Origin of the sequence: Streptomyces sp. Je 1-4 4N24 (assembly GCF_026239515.1) — a bacterium.
GTDB lineage: Bacteria > Actinomycetota > Actinomycetes > Streptomycetales > Streptomycetaceae > Streptomyces > Streptomyces nigrescens.
In genome coordinates this window covers 5,529,931-5,544,785 of record NZ_CP110836.1, presented here as the reverse complement: position 1 = coordinate 5,544,785, position 14,855 = coordinate 5,529,931, and the positions used below count along the sequence as shown (strand labels likewise).

Genomic DNA, 14,855 nt, shown 5'->3' with positions numbered 1-14,855 from the left:
CCGTCTCACCCCTGCACCTGACTCAACCAATACAACGTCCGCCGCAGCTCCTCCGGGAAGGGGTGGTGGGGGCCGTGCAGGCGTTCGGCGTCGTAGAGGAGGCGGGTGAGGGATTCCTGGGCGGCGGTGCGTTCGCCCTGGGCGAGGAGCAAGTGGCCTATGGAGCGGCGGATTTCGAGGGGGCGTACGGGGTCGTCGGCGTAGTGCTCGAAGTAGGGGAGGAGGGCGCGGTACTCCTCCAGGGCCTGGGCGACCTCGCCGAGTTGTTCGAGGCACTGGGCGGCCTCGTAGTGGAACTGGAGGGCCTGGCGGGTGGCGCCGGCGCCGGATTCCTTGGCGAACTCCTCGGCCAGCAGGCGGAGTTCGGGCAGGGCGCGGCGGTACTGGCCGTCGTCCATGAGGGTCGCGGCGTACTGCTTGCGCAGGGTGCGGACGACCGGGGAGTGGGCGCCGTGCCGTTCGGCGGCGGCGGGCAGGATGCCGCCGAGGATGTCCACGGCGCGGGTGATCCGGCCCTGGTCGAGCAGGCTCTTGACCTCGTCGACGGCGGCTGCGACGTCCGGTCCGGAGGTGGAAGGGGAGGCAGCAGAGGAAGCGGAGACGGAGGAGGTGCGGGGGTCGGAGGCGGAGGTCCAGGCGCCGGGGCGGGAGGTGCGGGCCGCGGGGGCGGCGGAGGTGCGGGGGTCGGCGGCCGGGCGGGCGGCGGAGGCCCCGGCCGGGACGGACGCCGCGGCGGAGCCCGGCCCCAGGTAAGCAGCCCCCGCGGAAGCAGCTCCTACTGAGCCGGACCCGGCGGACGCAGCTCCGGCCGAAGCAGCCCTCGCCGCGCCGGCCCCGGCCGGAACCAGAGGCTCCGGTACCTGGGGTGTGGACAGTGCGGTCGGTGTGGGGGCGGGGGCCGGTCCCCCGGAGGAGCGGACCGGCCAGGGGGCGTGTGGCCGGCGGAAGGGGCGGGTGGGGTCCATGGGGGCGAGGGGGGTGGGTGGGGACTGGGCGGCCTGGGGGCCGATGGTGGCTGTGGGGAGCAGGGGGGCCAGGGCCTGGTAGACCTCCTGGGCGTCGGCGGGGCGGGCCTGGGGGTCCTTGCGGAGGAGGTGGAGGACGAGGGATTCGAGGGCCTCGGGGACGTCGGGGCGCAGGGTGCGTACCGGGACGGGCTCCTCGTGGAGGTGGCGGTGGAGCACGCCCAGGGCCGTCGAGCCGGCGAACGGGACCTCGCCGCTGAGGAGTTCGTGGAGGAGGACCCCGAGGGCGTAGAGGTCGGTGTGCGGGCCGACGGCGCCGCCCATCGCCTGTTCGGGCGCCATGTAGGCGGGGCTGCCGATGGGGGAGCCGGTGTGGGTGAGGCGGGTGGTGTCGGTGTCCAGGGCGGAGGCGATGCCCAGGTCGAGGATGACCACGGAGCCGTCCGGCCGGATCATGACATTGCGGGGCTTGAGGTCGCGGTGGACGATCGGGACGGCGTGGACGGAGGCCAGTACGGCGCAGAGCTGGGCGGCGACGGAGACCGCCCAGGGCCACGGGTAGGGGTCGTGCTCGGCGAGGTGGTCGGAGAGGTCGGCGCCCTCGACGTACTGCATGACCAGGTAGAGGTCCTCGTCGTCGCTTCCGGCGTCATGGACGGTGACCAGCCCGGGGTGGTCGACCTGTGCGGTGACCCGGCATTCGCGGACGAAGCGGCGGCGCATCTCCTCGCCGTCCGGGGTGCCCGCCACCCGGTCGGGGCGCAGCAGTTTGACGCCGACCCGGCGGTCCAGGCGGCGGTCGTAGCCGATCCAGACCTGGCCCATCCCGCCCTGCCCGAGCAGCGCGGAGAGTTCGTAACGCCCCCCGATGACCCGGCCGTTCACCGGCCCTCCTCCTTGCGGAGGTAGTCGCTGAGTTCATCGAGCTCGGCCCGTACCCGGTCGATGCGCTGCGGGGGCTGGGGCCGGTCCGGGGGCGGGGCGTACGGGCCGGCGGGCGGCGGTGAGGGGCGGGGCGGGGCACCCGGTCCCCCGGGCGGCGGCAGCCGGGTCTCGGTCATGGCGTACGGGTTCACGGGGGCGGCGCCGCCCGGTGCCCCGTACGGCTGGGTCTCCTGGGCGTGGTGCGGGACCGGGGGCCGGGCCGGACCGTAGGGGTGCGGCGGCGTCCCGGCGGCCGGCCCCCCGGCCGGGTATCCCGCCGGGCCGGCAGCGTAGGCGGAGCCGTAGCCCGGCAACTGCCCGGCGGGCGGGCCGTACAGCTGCCCGGCCGTCCGCGCCGCCCGCAGGTCGGCCGCGAGGTAGTAGGCCACGGCGCCGGCCATCTGCAGCAGGATCACGGCGACCGCGACGTCCGTGTGCCAGTCCGTCGCGGGGTAGCCCCCCGACCACACGATGGTGCCGGTGAGCAGGACCAGATCGGCGCCGAAGAGCCACCATCCCAGCGGCTTGCGCTGGACGATCGCGGCCCGCAGCAGCGCGGCCCAGGCCAGAAAGCCCAGGCTGAGCACCGCGACGGCCACGAAGACCACCCGCAGCAGGATGACCGTCGACCGCGCCGGGGGACGGTGCGGAGGGAGGGCCGGGACGGGGCCGTGCATTACTGCTCCTGACGGATCGGTTCATGGCCGGTGGGGCCGTGCTGCCACGGCGGCCTCGCGCGCGGGCGCGCGGGAATATTGAGCACCTGCCTGCGAGCGTATATACGACGCCGACCGCGCGTGCGGGGTTGTACGGATTGGACGATCCGATCTGCCGGTCCCGGGACGGCACCGCCCGGCCGCCCCGCCGCCCCTCCGACAGGGGGCCGTCGGGGTCCGTCGGGGGTCCGCCGGGTCAGTCCGGCGCCACTGAGCCGTCCGTCAGCCCGTCGTGCAGGCCCTGGACCAGTTGCTCGCCGAGCCGGGACGCCAGCCGCAACGCCTCTTCGAAGGCGGCCAGATCGCGGAACCGCTGCCCGAAGCGGCGCTGCTCGGCGAGCGCCAGGCGGGGCAGTTGCAGGCGGCGGACATCGAGCCGGGTGGCGGTGGAGGCATAGCTGCTGGCCTGCCGGGTGTTGGCGGTGCCCCGCAGGAAGCCGGCGAGGAACCACGGGTCGAGGGCGGCCGGGTCGGGCCGCAGCAGGGTGAGGTTGCGGCCGAGGGCGGCCCCGGCGGTGGCCTCGTCGACGACCCGGGCGATGGCGCCGCCGCCGAGGACCGGGACGACGACATCGCCCGTGCGGACCAGGACCGGCTCCTCGGCGGGGCCGGAGGCGGGCGCTTCGGGGAGGGTGCCGGACGGGGCGCCGCCGCCGATCACGTCATGGTCGGTGAGCACCGCGGGCACGCCCCCGAGCTCGGGGGATGCGGTGCCGGCGCCGCCCGCGCGCAGCACCAGGGCGCCGGAGCGGGCGAGTTCGCCGACGGTGGTCAGCGGCCAGCGGGCGGTGCCGGGGTCGGGGACGGTGTCGCCGGCCGCGGGCCGCGGGGTGAGCTCCGTCGTCCGGGCGAGGGTGGCGGTCAGCCGGTCGCGGACCCGGGCGAGTTCGGCGGGGCCGCCGGCCGCCGCGGGCGGCGGGAGGTGCCGGGCCGGGGCGAGGTCGACATCGTCGTCGAGAAGGTCGATGGCGGCCAGCGACCGGCGCACACCGGGCCGTTCCTCGATGCCGCCCTCGCGGTCGAAGGTCTGCCAGGCCTCGACGGCGGTGTCGTGGACGCTCTGCCAGTCGGGCCTGTCACGGCCGGCGGGGGTGCCGGTCGCGAGGTCGGCGGTGTCGACGACGAGGAGCTGGGGGACGGGCGGCCGGCCGCCGCCGGGCTTGCGCAGCACCCACAGATGCAGCGGGACGCCGTTGGGCGGGGCGGCACCGGCGGGCAGCGCGATGACGGCGCGCAGTGCGCCGCGGCGCAGCAGGTCGGCGCGGATCCGGCGGCCGGAGCGGCGGGAGGCGGCGGCGGGCGGCATGAGGAGGACGGCGGTGCCGCCCGGCCGCAGCCGGGCCAGTGCATGCTGGACCCAGGCCAGTTCGGATTCGGTGCGGGCCGGGAAGCCGTACTCCCAGCGGGGGTCGTAGGCGAGTTCGTCATGGCCCCAGTTGCGTTCGTTGAACGGCGGGTGCACCAGGACGGCATCGGCGGCGAGGTCCGGGAAGGCATCGGCGCGCAGGGTGTCAGCGGCGCGGACCCGGACGCCGGGGGTGCGCAGGGCGAGGCGGAGCGCGGTCAGCGCGGCGAGGTCGGGGTCGGCCTCCTGGCCGTGCAGGGTGACGGGTCCTTCGGGGGCGTCGGCCTGCGGTGCGGCGTCCTCCGCACCGTCCGTCCTGTCGCCCTCCGCACCGTCCGTCCCGTCACCGTCCGTCCCGTCACCGGTCTCCTGCCCGGCGCGCTCCTGGGCGGCGGTCAGCAGACCGCCAGCGCCGCAGGCCGGGTCGAGGACGGTGCGCAACGGGCCCGCCGAAGCGGCCAGTTCGGCCATCAGCGCGGCCGGTCCCGGCGGGGTGAGGGTGTACTGCCGGGGGTTGGCGTCCAGGTGACGGCCGAGCAGGAAGGCGTACGCCTGCGCGGCGCCGTCCGCGGCCGCGAGATCACCGGCGGCCCGCACCAGCGCGGCGGACGGGGCGAGCGCCTCGCGGGTCAGTCCGCGGACGGGGTGCTCCGGGCCGAGTCGGGCGGCGAGGACGGCGTCGAGCATCGCGGGGAGTACGCCGGTGAGTTCGGCGTCGTCGGCGGCGGTGCGCAGCTGCTGCCAGACCGCGGGCCGCTCATGGACCAGCAGCAGGACGGCGCCGGCCTGGCGCAGCGCGGCCGCGGTGCCGGACGGGTGGCCGACGAGCTGCTGCCAGACCCGTTCACGGAGCGGGACCTCGGCGAGTTTGCCCTGGTCGCGCAGCCATTGCTCGATGTCATGGAGGGCGAAGGCGGGACTGGTCTCGGTGCCGCCGACCGGTTTGGGGAAGTCCGCGTGCCGGCGCCGCCAGTTGCTGACCGCGGCCCGGCCGACACCGGCGAGCCGGGCGATCCCGGCGGCGGTCACCTCGGCCGTGCCGACCGTCGCGTTGTCCGGTGATGCGTTGTCCGGCACCTGGCTGACTCCCATCCGTGGCCCCCGACGCTGTGTCGGCAAGCATACCCAGCAGCCACACACCCGCCCCTTCACAGCGTGAACTACTCAACTTCATTCATTCATGTTGACTCGGTTCACACGCTCTGCTGTTATTGACCCATCGCTTCGGCAGCACTTGATTCGAGCGCCCGGAAGGGGCCCCTTCGCATGTCTCAGCAGATGCACTACCAGCCCGCACCACAGGGACCCGCCGGCGCTCCGGCCCCCCAGGCGGCCCGCAACGGGCTCGGCATCGCCGCCCTGATCCTCGGCATCATCGGCGCGCTCAGCGGCATCCCGATGATCCTGTTCTGGCTCGCCGGACCGCTCGGCGTCCTCGCCCTGATCTTCGGGCTGGTGGGCCTCAGCCGCGCCAAGAAGGGCCAGGCCACGAACAAGGGCGTGGCGGTGACCGGCACGATCCTGGGCGCCCTCGCGATCGTCCTGGCGATCGTCGGCATCATCGTCACCGTGCTGGCGGTCAACAAGGCCGTCGACGAGGTGAACAAGCAGGTGGAGCAGAGCTCCGGCCAGCCGAAGGACGGCTCGGGCCAGAGCGCCAAGGACCTCGGCCCGGGTGACACGGCGAAGTACAACAACGGCGTCCAGGTCACCGTCTCGAAGACGGCCCCGTACACCGTCGACCCGAGCACCGTCGTCAGCGGCCACACCAACGGCAACAAGGCCTACAAGCTCACCGTCACGATCAAGAACACCGGCAGCAAGCCGTTCGACAAGCCCCTCGTCCAGACCAAGGCCCGGGTCAACGGCAAGGAGGCCGAGGAGGTCGACGACGACAAGCACGGCATCCTGCACCACGACTACGGCAACGAGATCGGCCCCGGCGAGACCGCCAGCGTCGAGATGGTCTTCGACGCGCCGCCGAGCGCCAAGCAGCTCGACGTCGAGGTCACTCCGGACCTGCTGCTCGACTCCTCCAGCTGGAAGCTGACCCTCTGAGCCACCGGCTCCCCTCCCCGCTCCGGCCCCGGCCCGGCACCGCGACCCCGCGGTGCCGGGCCGGCCGCCGTCCGCTCCCGGGAACGGACCGGCCCACGCCCGCGTCTGACCCACTGCCAACCCGGCACATCGCGGCTCAGCGCCCGCCGGGCGGTCCGGTCAGCCGCTTCGAGTATCTTTTCGGGCAGGGGAGAGTGAGGATCCGCATGGACACGGCCGCAGCAACGGCTGGGGGCGCCCCCGGACGGATTCTGGGAGCGGACAGCGGCAGCGTGCCGCCGCCCCGGGCCGCCGAACCGGCCGCCCCCGCAACCGCGACCACCGACGCACCACCGGCCAGGACCGGCCGGCTGCGGCGCACCGTCCACCGTCTGCGCACCCGGACCGCGCCCCTCCGCGCCCCGCACCTCGACCCGTACTGGACCGCCGGGTTCTTCTTCGTCGCGTTCACGCTGCTGTCCGTCTGCCGGTTCCGCACCATGTCCATCTCCTCGTGGGACCTGGGCATCTTCGAACAGGCCGTACGGGGCTACGCCCACTTCCAGGCCCCGATAGTCGACCTCAAGGGCCCCGGCACCAACATCCTCGGCGACCACTTCAGCCCCGTGCTGATCCTGCTCGCCCCCTTCTACCGGGTGTTCCCCTCCCCCCTGACCCTGCTGACCGCGCAGGCCGCGCTGTTCGCCGTGTCCGTGCTGCCGGTCGCCCGCGCCGCCGCCCGCTACCTGGGCCGCATCCCGGGCCTGGCCCTCGGCTTCGCCTACGGCCTGTCCTGGGGCGTGCAGAAGGCCGTCGACTTCGACTTCCACGAGATCGCCTTCGCACTGCCGCTGATCGCCTTCGCGCTGGAAGCGGTGCTGCGCGGACGGTGGACCGCGGCGGTGTGCTGGGCCGCGCCCCTGGTGCTGGTCAAGGAAGACCTCGGGGTGACCGCGGCCACCATCGGCGCGCTCGCCCTGATACGCACCCGGCGGGCCAGCCCCCTGGCCATCGGCCTGGTCGCCTTCGGCATCACCGCCACCGCCGTCACCCTCGGCGTGCTCATACCCGGCTTCAACGGCTCCGGCTCCTACGACTACTGGACCAAGTTCGGCGCCGACGGCGGCGGGGCCGCCATCCCCCTCGACACCGCCCTCCGCACCACCCTGTGGGTCCTGCTCCCCACCACCGGCCTGCTCGCCCTGCGCTCCCCTCTTCTGCTGGTCGCGCTGCCCACCCTGGGATGGCGCTTCCTCTCCCACGAGCCCCACTACTGGGGCATCGACTGGCACTACAACGCCGTCCTGATGCCGGTCGTCTTCCTCGCGCTGATCGACGCCCTGCCACGCATACGCGTATCGGCCCGCCCCTGGCTGCGCTCCTACGCCCACCATCTGCCGGCCGCCGTCCTGGCCGCGGCCCTCGCGCTGACGACCACACTCCCGCTGGCCCGCCTCACCGAGGCCGGCACCTACCGCACCCCGCCGAACGTCACCGCCGACGAGAAGCTGCTCGACCGCATACCCGACGGCGCGACCGTCGAGTCCGACATCCGGCCGCTGAGCCGCCTCACCCACCGCACCCAGGTCTTCTGGACCGGCGACACGGGGGGGCTGTCGCCCGACTACATCGCCCTGCAGCTACGTGATGACCGCACCCCGCGACAAGTCCTGGCGGACGCGAGTGCGCGGCATCCGCGCTCGACGTATGTGCTGCTCGGCGGCACGGCGGATCTTCTGGTGTTCCACAGGACCTCTGGGCGTTGACCTTCCCCCCACGTTGTCGGGTGGCCCGCCGTGCCGGTCCCGCCTGTCGGCGGGGGTGGCGATTGGGGTGGGGCCCCGGTTTGTGGTGGTGCCGGGTTCGGGGCCTCCGGGGTGGGTGTTCGGACTGCTTCGCTTTACGTCCGAACACCCACCCCTCCGGCCCCGCCCCCTCCCGTACGCGATGGGACCCCACCCCGGTGGGGGTGAAGAAAGCAAAAGACCAGTAGCTCGCCCGCGCCACGATGCGGCCGAGCCACTGGTCTTTGGAAACCCTCACCCCCACCGGACGGGGGCCGCCATCCGGACGGGAGGGGGCGGGCCGGAGGGGCCTGTGTTGTGGACGTAAAGCGAAGCAGTCCACAACACAGGCCCCGGAGGCCCGCACCCGGCACCCACCACCAACAACAAGCGGCACCCGCCCAAACACCCCCACCCCCGCCGACAGGCGAAAACAGAAGAGGCACGGCGGGCCACCCGACAACGTGGGAAGCGGGGCTACGAGCCCAAAGAGGCACGGCGGGCCACCCGACAACGTGGGAAGCGGGGCTACGAGCCCAAAACGGCTACGAGCCCAAAACGGTCGAGAGGAACTCTCCTGTCCACGCGAGCAGCTCGCGTCCAACGACGGGCTTGCCGCCGATCTTCCCCGTCGTAGGCCGCGGAACAAGAATTTGTTGCGCGGCCGGCTTGAGGACCGTACGGGGGTAGAGCCGCTTGAGGCGCAGCTCCTGGGACTCGCGCAACTCCACGGGGCCGAAGCGGATGTTGGCGCCCTGGAGCGTGATGTCGGCGACGCCGCACGCGCGGGCCAGCATCCGCAGGCCGGCGACCAGGAGCAGGTTCTCGACGGGCTCGGGCAGCTTGCCGTAGCGGTCGGTGAGCTCCTCGCGGACGGCGGCGATGTCCTCCTCCGAGGAGGCGGAGGCGATGGCGCGGTAGGCCTGGAGGCGCAGCCGCTCGCCGGGCGCGTAGTCGTGCGGGACGTGCGCGTCCACCGGGAGTTCGATCTTGACTTCGAGCGGGGGCTCCTCCTCCACGCCGCCTTCGAGGGAGGCGCGGTAGTCGGCGACCGCCTCGCCGACCATACGGACGTAGAGGTCGAAGCCGACGCCGGCGATATGGCCGGACTGCTCGCCGCCGAGGAGGTTGCCGGCGCCGCGGATCTCCAGGTCCTTCATGGCGACGTACATGCCCGCGCCCATCTCGGTGTGCTGGGCGATGGTCGCGAGCCGCTCGTGGGCGGTCTCGGTGAGCGGCTTCTCCGGCGGATAGAGGAAGTAGGCGTAGCCGCGTTCCCTGCCGCGGCCCACCCGGCCGCGCAGCTGGTGGAGCTGGGAGAGACCGAAGTTGTCACCGCGCTCGACGATCAGGGTGTTGGCGTTGGAGATGTCGATGCCGGACTCGACGATCGTGGTGGAGACCAGGACGTCGAACTTCTTCTCCCAGAAGTCGACGACGACCTGCTCCAGCTGCGACTCACCCATCTGGCCGTGGGCGGTCTGGATCCGGGCCTCGGGGACGATCTCGCGGAGCCGGGCGGCGGCCTTGTCGATGGACTCGACCCGGTTGTGGATGTAGAAGACCTGGCCCTCGCGCAGCAGTTCACGGCGGATGGCGGCGCCGATCTGCTTCTGTTCGTAGGGGCCGACGAAGGTGAGGACCGGGTGGCGCTCCTCGGGGGGCGTGGTGATCGTGGACATCTCGCGGATGCCCGTGACCGCCATCTCCAGGGTGCGGGGAATGGGGGTGGCGGACATGGTGAGGACATCGACGTTGGCGCGGAGCTTCTTCAGCTGCTCCTTGTGCTCGACGCCGAACCGCTGCTCCTCGTCGACGATGACCAGGCCCAGGTCCTTGAACTTGGTATCGGAGGAGAAGAGGCGGTGGGTGCCGATGACGAGGTCGACGGAGCCCTCCCGCAGCCCTTCGAGGACGCCCTTGGCCTCGCTGTCGGTCTGGAAGCGGGACAGCGCCTTGACGTTGACCGGGAACTGGCCGTAGCGCTCGGTGAAGGTGCCGTGGTGCTGCTGGACGAGCAGGGTGGTCGGGACCAGGACGGCGACCTGCTTGCCGTCCTGGACGGCCTTGAAGGCGGCGCGGACCGCGATCTCGGTCTTGCCGTAGCCGACATCGCCGCAGATGAGGCGGTCCATGGGGACCGACTTCTCCATGTCCTCCTTGACCTCGGCGATGGTGGTGAGCTGGTCGGGCGTCTCCGCGTACGGGAAGGCGTCCTCCAGCTCACGCTGCCAGGGGGTGTCCGGGCCGAAGGTGTGGCCGGGCGCCGCCATCCGCGCGGAGTAGAGCTTGATCAGGTCGGCGGCGATCTCCTTGACGGCCTTCTTGGCGCGCGCCTTGGTCTTGGTCCAGTCGGCGCCGCCCAGGCGGTGCAGCGTCGGGGCCTCGCCGCCGACGTACTTGGTGACCTGCTCCAGCTGGTCGGTGGGGATGTAGAGGCGGTCGCCGGGCTGGCCGCGCTTGGCCGGCGCGTACTCGACGAGGAGGTATTCGCGGGTGGCGCCCTGGACCGTGCGCTGCACCATCTCGATGTAGCGGCCCACACCGTGCTGCTCGTGGACGATGAAGTCGCCGGTTTCCAGGGTGAGCGGGTCGATGGTCTTGCGGCGGCGGGCCGGCATCCGGGCGCCGTCCTTGCCGGCCGCCTTCTGGCCGGAGAGGTCGGTCTCGGTGAGGACGGCGAGCCGCAGCGACGGGTCGAGGAAGCCGTTGTCGAGGGAGCCGCAGGAGACATGGACGACGGACGGGGAGATTTCGGCGAGTTCGGCGTCCAGGCGGGCGGGGATGCCCTCGCCGCCGAGGACCTCGACCGTGCGGGCGGCCGGGCCGTGCGCCTCGGTGAGGAACACCGTGCGCCAGCCGTCCGCGAGCCACTGCTTGGTGTCGGCCAGCGCCCGCTGGGTGTCCCCGCGGTAGGTGTCGGGGGCGTGCATGCCCAGCTTGAGGGTGTCGCCGTCGGTCTCCAGGTCCTCGTCGGCCGCGAAGGGACTGACCGACCACCACATCATCCCCAGCTCGCGCGCCCGGTCCCGGACGTCCGCGATGCCCCACAGGGAGGCCGCACCCACATCGATCGGAGCCGCTCCCCCGCCGGCGCTGGCCGCCCAGGACGCCTGGAGGAACTCCTGGCTGGTCGCCACCAGATCGGCGGCCCTGGTGCGCACCCGCTCCGGGTCGCACACCACGGCCATCGAGCCCTTCGGCAGCACGTCCAGCAGCAGCTCCATGTCGTCCACCAGGACCGGAGCCAGCGACTCCATGCCCTCGACCGCGATCCCCTCGGCGATCTTGCCGAGGAGTTCGCCCAGCTCGGGGTGCTGCTCGGCGAGCGCCGCGGCCCGCTCCCGCACCTGGTCGGTCAGCAGCAGCTCCCGGCACGGCGGCGCCCACAGACCGTGCTCGGCGACCTCCAGGGACCGCTGGTCGGCGACCTTGAAGTAGCGGATCTCCTCGACGTCGTCGCCCCAGAACTCGACGCGGAGGGGGTGCTCCTCGGTCGGCGGGAAGACGTCCAGGATCCCGCCGCGGACCGCGAACTCGCCGCGCTTCTCGACCAGCTCCACCCGCGCGTACGCGGCCGCCGCCAGACCGTCGACGATCTCTTCGAGGTCGGCGGTCTCGCCCGTGCGCAGACTGACCGGCTCCAGGTCGCCCAGGCCCTTGACCTGCGGCTGGAGCACCGAACGGATGGGGGCGACGACGACGGAGACGGGGCCGGCGGTGGGGTCGTCCTGGCGCGGGTGGGCGAGCCGGCGCAGCACCGCGAGCCGGCGGCCGACGGTGTCCGAGCGCGGCGAGAGCCGCTCGTGCGGCAGCGTCTCCCAGGAGGGGAACTCCACGACGGAGTTGTCCTCGCCGGCCGGCATCAGGCTGCGCAGCGCGGCGGCGAGATCCTCGGCCTCCCGGCCGGTGGCGGTCACCGCGAGCACCGGGCGGCCGGCCTGCCGGGCGAGCGCGGCGATCGCGAAGGGGCGGGCGGCCGGCGGCCCCACCAGATCCACCTGCGGGCGGTGGCCGTCGGCCGCGGCCTGCACCGCTTCGGCGAGCGCCGGGTCCCTTACGACGACGTCGAGCAGACCAGTCAGGCTCATGAGAAGGTTCCGTCCCAGCGAGGCGAACAACGCAGCAGCCCGACACGTCTCACGGGCCGGGGTTGCCAAGCGTACGCCCGCCCACTGACAGGCCGGGCCCGGAGCCCGGAACGCCCGCGCCCCCGTACGGCGCATCGGGACACCGCGGGAGCCGTGGTTCCGCACCCCGCGGCCCCCATGGAAGGGTGCACCCTACAAGGACATCCGGAGGGGGAACGGTGAGCGGAAGCACGCGGCGTACCGGAGACAGCGGCACTCTGCGGGCGCCGGGCCCGCCGCCCGCGGGCCCGCCACGCCGTCCCGTCGTCGCCGCCCTGATGCTCGGGATGGCGCTGGCCGCGCTCGACTCGACGATCCTGGCCACCGCCATCCCCCAGATCGTCGGCGATCTCGGCGGCTTCGCGGTCTTCTCCTGGCTGTTCTCCGGCTATCTGCTGGCCGTCACCGTCACCCTGCCGGTCTACGGCAAGCTCTCCGACACCTTCGGCCGCAAGCCGATCCTGATCACCGGCATCGTGCTCTTCCTCGTCGGATCGCTGGCCTGCGCCGGGGCCTGGAACATGGCCTCGCTGATCGCCTTCCGCGTGGTGCAGGGCCTGGGCGGCGGCGCCCTCCAGGGCACCGTCCAGACCATCGCCGCCGACCTCTACCCGATGAAGGAACGCCCCAAGATCCAGGCCAGGCTCTCCAGCGTCTGGGCCACCTCGGCGGTCGCCGGGCCCGCGCTGGGCGGACTGCTCGCGGCCTATGCCGACTGGCGATGGATCTTCCTGGTCAATGTGCCGGTGGGCGCGGTCGCCCTCTGGCTGATCGTGCGGCACTTCTCCGAGGAGGAGCGGAGCCGGCCGGCCCCCGGCGCCCGCCCCCGGGTGGACTGGCCCGGCGCACTGGCGATCTTCGCCTGCGGCGGGCTGCTGCTGACCGCCCTGGTGCAGGGCGGGGTGGCCTGGGCCTGGCTCTCCACCCCGTCGCTGCTGCTGTTCGCCGGCAGCGCGGGGTGCGCGGCGCTCACCGTCCTCATCGAGCGCCGGGCCGCGGAGCCGATCATCCCCGGCTGGGTCTGGCGCCGCCGCACCATCTCCGCCGTCAACCTCGCCCTGGGCGCCCTGGGCCTGCTGATGGTCGCCCCGACGGTGTTCCTGCCCACCTACGCGCAGTCGGTGCTGGGCCTGAGCCCGACCGCCGCCGGTTTCGTGCTGTCCGTGATGACCCTGAGCTGGCCGGTCTCGGCCGCCCTCAGCAGCCACGTCTACAACCGGCTGGGCATCCGCACCTGCGCGATGCTCGGCATCGGCGCGGCCGGACTGGTCCTGCTCGCCTTCCCGCTGCTGCCCTACCCCGGCGCGGCCTGGCAGCCCGCGCTGATCATGCTGGCGCTCGGCGCGACCCTCGGCCTCTTCCAGCTCCCGCTGATCATCGGCGTCCAGTCCTCCGTCGGCTACACGGAGCGCGGCACCGCCACCGCCTCCATACTCTTCTGCCGCCAGGTCGGCCAGTCCCTCGGCGCCGCGCTCTTCGGCGCCCTCGCCAACGCCACCCTCAACGACCGCCTCGCCCACGCCCCTTCGGGCATCCGCCCCGGCCTGCCCGACGACCTCGACGCGGTCTCGCGCGCTTTGGAACACCCCGGCGACCTCACCGCGCAGGCCACCGACTACCTCCGCCGCGCCGTCGACACCACGGTCGACCATGTCTACCTCGGCGCCGCCGCGGCCGCCGGGCTCGCACTGCTCGCACTGCTGCTGGCACCGCGGCGCTTCCCGCTGCACACGGACTCCGTGGGTACGGGCCCGAACGAGGGGGAGCCGGGCAGGACCTGACCGGGCGACCGGCCCCGGGGCGGCGGGGCGGCCGTGTGGTCAGGCGCCCGCGCCGCCGCCCGCGCGCGGCAGCTGCGTCTCCAGGGTGTCTTCCGCATCGGGGCCGGCGTCCGGGACGGTGCCGGCGTCCCGCCCGGCGCCCCGCGGCTCCGTCGCGTCGTCCTCGTCCGGTGCCGGTGCCTTCCCGGTGAGCGCCGCCAGGCTGTTGCGTACATGGGTCATATGGGTGCGGACCTCTTCGCGCTCCGCGTCGTGCTCCCGCAGGATCCGCTCCGTGGTGCGCTCGATGCGCTCCACCTCGGCCTGCGCCTGGGCCAGCAGCCCGGCGCCACGGTCCTCGGCGTCCTCCTGACGGTGCCGGGCGGCCTCCTCCGCCTCCGCATACAGCAGCTCGCCGTCGGCGCGGGCGGCCTTCCCGCGGGCGTCCAGCTCCGCGACGAGCCGGTCCATCTCCGCCTCCATCTGCGCGAATTGCCGACCGGCCGTGTCCCACTCCTCGGCCTGCCGCTTCTCCTGGTCGCGCAGCAGCTGCGCGGTGCGCCGCTGCACCTCCGCCAGCTCTTCGGCCGCCTCCTCCCGCAGCTTCCCGGCCTCCTCGGTCGCCACCGCCACCAGCTCCGCGGCCTCACCCCGCGCCGCCTCACCCGTGCGCCGGGCCCGCGTCTCCGCCTCGCCGCGCCGGGCGTACGCCGCCTTGTCGGCCGCCTCCCGGACCTCGTCCGCATGGACCGCGGCCTCGTCCCGGATCTGCTCGTCCGCCTGCTGCGCCTCGGTTCGCAGCCGCGCCGCCTCCGATTCCGCGGTCGTCAGGATCAGCCGGGCCTCACGGCCGAGCGAGGCATACGTCTGCGGCGGCAACTGCGCCACATGGGCCCGCAGTTCCGTGAGTTCGGCCTCCATCTCGTTCGACAGGACCGTGAGCCGCGCGGCGCGCTCCCAGCAGGAGTCACGGTCGACCGAGAGCCCCTCGACCCGGCGGTCGACATCCTCCGGCCGGTAGCCACGCCCTCGTACGGTCTCGAACCCGTGAGGCGAAACCGATGCACTCATCCCTCAAGCCCCTCTCCGCCGCGCGCGGCAGTGGTGCGACCCGCAGCCTTCCGCGCCATTTCGCATCGTTGTGTGCAGCACTGTGCCGTTACGCGCATTTCCCTGGGGATCGGTGCGAGATCG

General features: G+C 73.4%; 8 protein-coding genes. 3 read left to right on the top strand and 5 right to left on the bottom strand.

All coding sequences use genetic code 11. From position 1 onward, the window contains the following. Positions 1-5 precede the first annotated feature (5 nt). The 3 genes from SLV14N_RS24365 to SLV14N_RS24355 form a co-directional block, all read right to left on the bottom strand. Entirely contained in the window at positions 6-1,850 is a 1,845-nt protein-coding gene (locus SLV14N_RS24365; RefSeq protein WP_263271062.1) for a serine/threonine-protein kinase, read from the bottom strand. Then, a complete protein-coding gene (locus SLV14N_RS24360; protein WP_208683581.1) occupies positions 1,847-2,566 on the bottom strand; it encodes a hypothetical protein in 720 nt (239 codons plus the stop codon). Before SLV14N_RS24360 ends, SLV14N_RS24365 begins: the two co-directional genes overlap by 4 nt. 235 nt (positions 2,567-2,801) lie before the next feature. Then, positions 2,802-5,042 carry an N-6 DNA methylase gene (locus SLV14N_RS24355; RefSeq protein WP_263271060.1) on the bottom strand — a complete coding sequence of 747 codons (2,241 nt, stop codon included), beginning with the start codon at positions 5,040-5,042 and terminating at the stop codon, positions 2,802-2,804. A 174-nt stretch (positions 5,043-5,216) separates the two neighbouring features. Here SLV14N_RS24355 and SLV14N_RS24350 point away from each other — a divergent pair, with 174 nt between their 5' ends. Both SLV14N_RS24350 and SLV14N_RS24345 read left to right on the top strand, forming a co-directional pair. Next, the gene (locus SLV14N_RS24350) at positions 5,217-6,008 is read left to right on the top strand and encodes a DUF4190 domain-containing protein (RefSeq protein ID WP_263271059.1); all 792 of its coding nucleotides are present in this window, start codon (positions 5,217-5,219) and stop codon (positions 6,006-6,008) included. Positions 6,009-6,214: 206 nt separating this feature from the next. Further along, positions 6,215-7,753 (top strand): DUF2079 domain-containing protein, encoded by a 1,539-nt coding sequence (locus tag SLV14N_RS24345; protein ID WP_263271058.1) that lies wholly within the window; start codon positions 6,215-6,217, stop codon positions 7,751-7,753. Positions 7,754-8,316: 563 nt separating this feature from the next. On the opposite strand, the gene mfd is transcribed toward SLV14N_RS24345, so the two are convergent. Beyond that, complete coding sequence (mfd, locus tag SLV14N_RS24340) at positions 8,317-11,862, bottom strand: transcription-repair coupling factor (RefSeq protein WP_263271057.1); 3,546 nt, start codon at positions 11,860-11,862, stop codon at positions 8,317-8,319. Between the two features lie 317 nt (positions 11,863-12,179). On the opposite strand from mfd, the gene SLV14N_RS24335 reads away from it, so the two are divergent. After that, complete coding sequence (locus SLV14N_RS24335; RefSeq protein ID WP_208688067.1) at positions 12,180-13,682, top strand: MFS transporter; 1,503 nt, start codon at positions 12,180-12,182, stop codon at positions 13,680-13,682. 39 nt (positions 13,683-13,721) lie between these two features. Here the strand turns inward: SLV14N_RS24335 and SLV14N_RS24330 are convergent, their stop codons facing one another. Further along, the gene (locus SLV14N_RS24330) at positions 13,722-14,732 is read right to left on the bottom strand and encodes a cellulose-binding protein (protein ID WP_208683571.1); all 1,011 of its coding nucleotides are present in this window, start codon (positions 14,730-14,732) and stop codon (positions 13,722-13,724) included. Between the last annotated feature and the right edge of the window lie 123 nt (positions 14,733-14,855).

Excerpts from the sequence above, each read along its gene's own strand:
- SLV14N_RS24355 (WP_263271060.1), bottom strand. The coding sequence starts at position 5,042 with ATGGGAGTCAGCCAGGTGCCGGACAACGCATCACCGGACAACGCGACG.
- SLV14N_RS24330 (WP_208683571.1), bottom strand. The coding sequence starts at position 14,732 with ATGAGTGCATCGGTTTCGCCTCACGGGTTCGAGACCGTACGAGGGCGT.
- mfd (WP_263271057.1), bottom strand. The coding sequence starts at position 11,862 with ATGAGCCTGACTGGTCTGCTCGACGTCGTCGTAAGGGACCCGGCGCTC.
- SLV14N_RS24360 (WP_208683581.1), bottom strand. The coding sequence starts at position 2,566 with ATGCACGGCCCCGTCCCGGCCCTCCCTCCGCACCGTCCCCCGGCGCGG.
- SLV14N_RS24345 (WP_263271058.1), top strand. The coding sequence starts at position 6,215 with ATGGACACGGCCGCAGCAACGGCTGGGGGCGCCCCCGGACGGATTCTG.
- SLV14N_RS24350 (WP_263271059.1), top strand. The coding sequence starts at position 5,217 with ATGTCTCAGCAGATGCACTACCAGCCCGCACCACAGGGACCCGCCGGC.
- SLV14N_RS24335 (WP_208688067.1), top strand. The coding sequence starts at position 12,180 with ATGCTCGGGATGGCGCTGGCCGCGCTCGACTCGACGATCCTGGCCACC.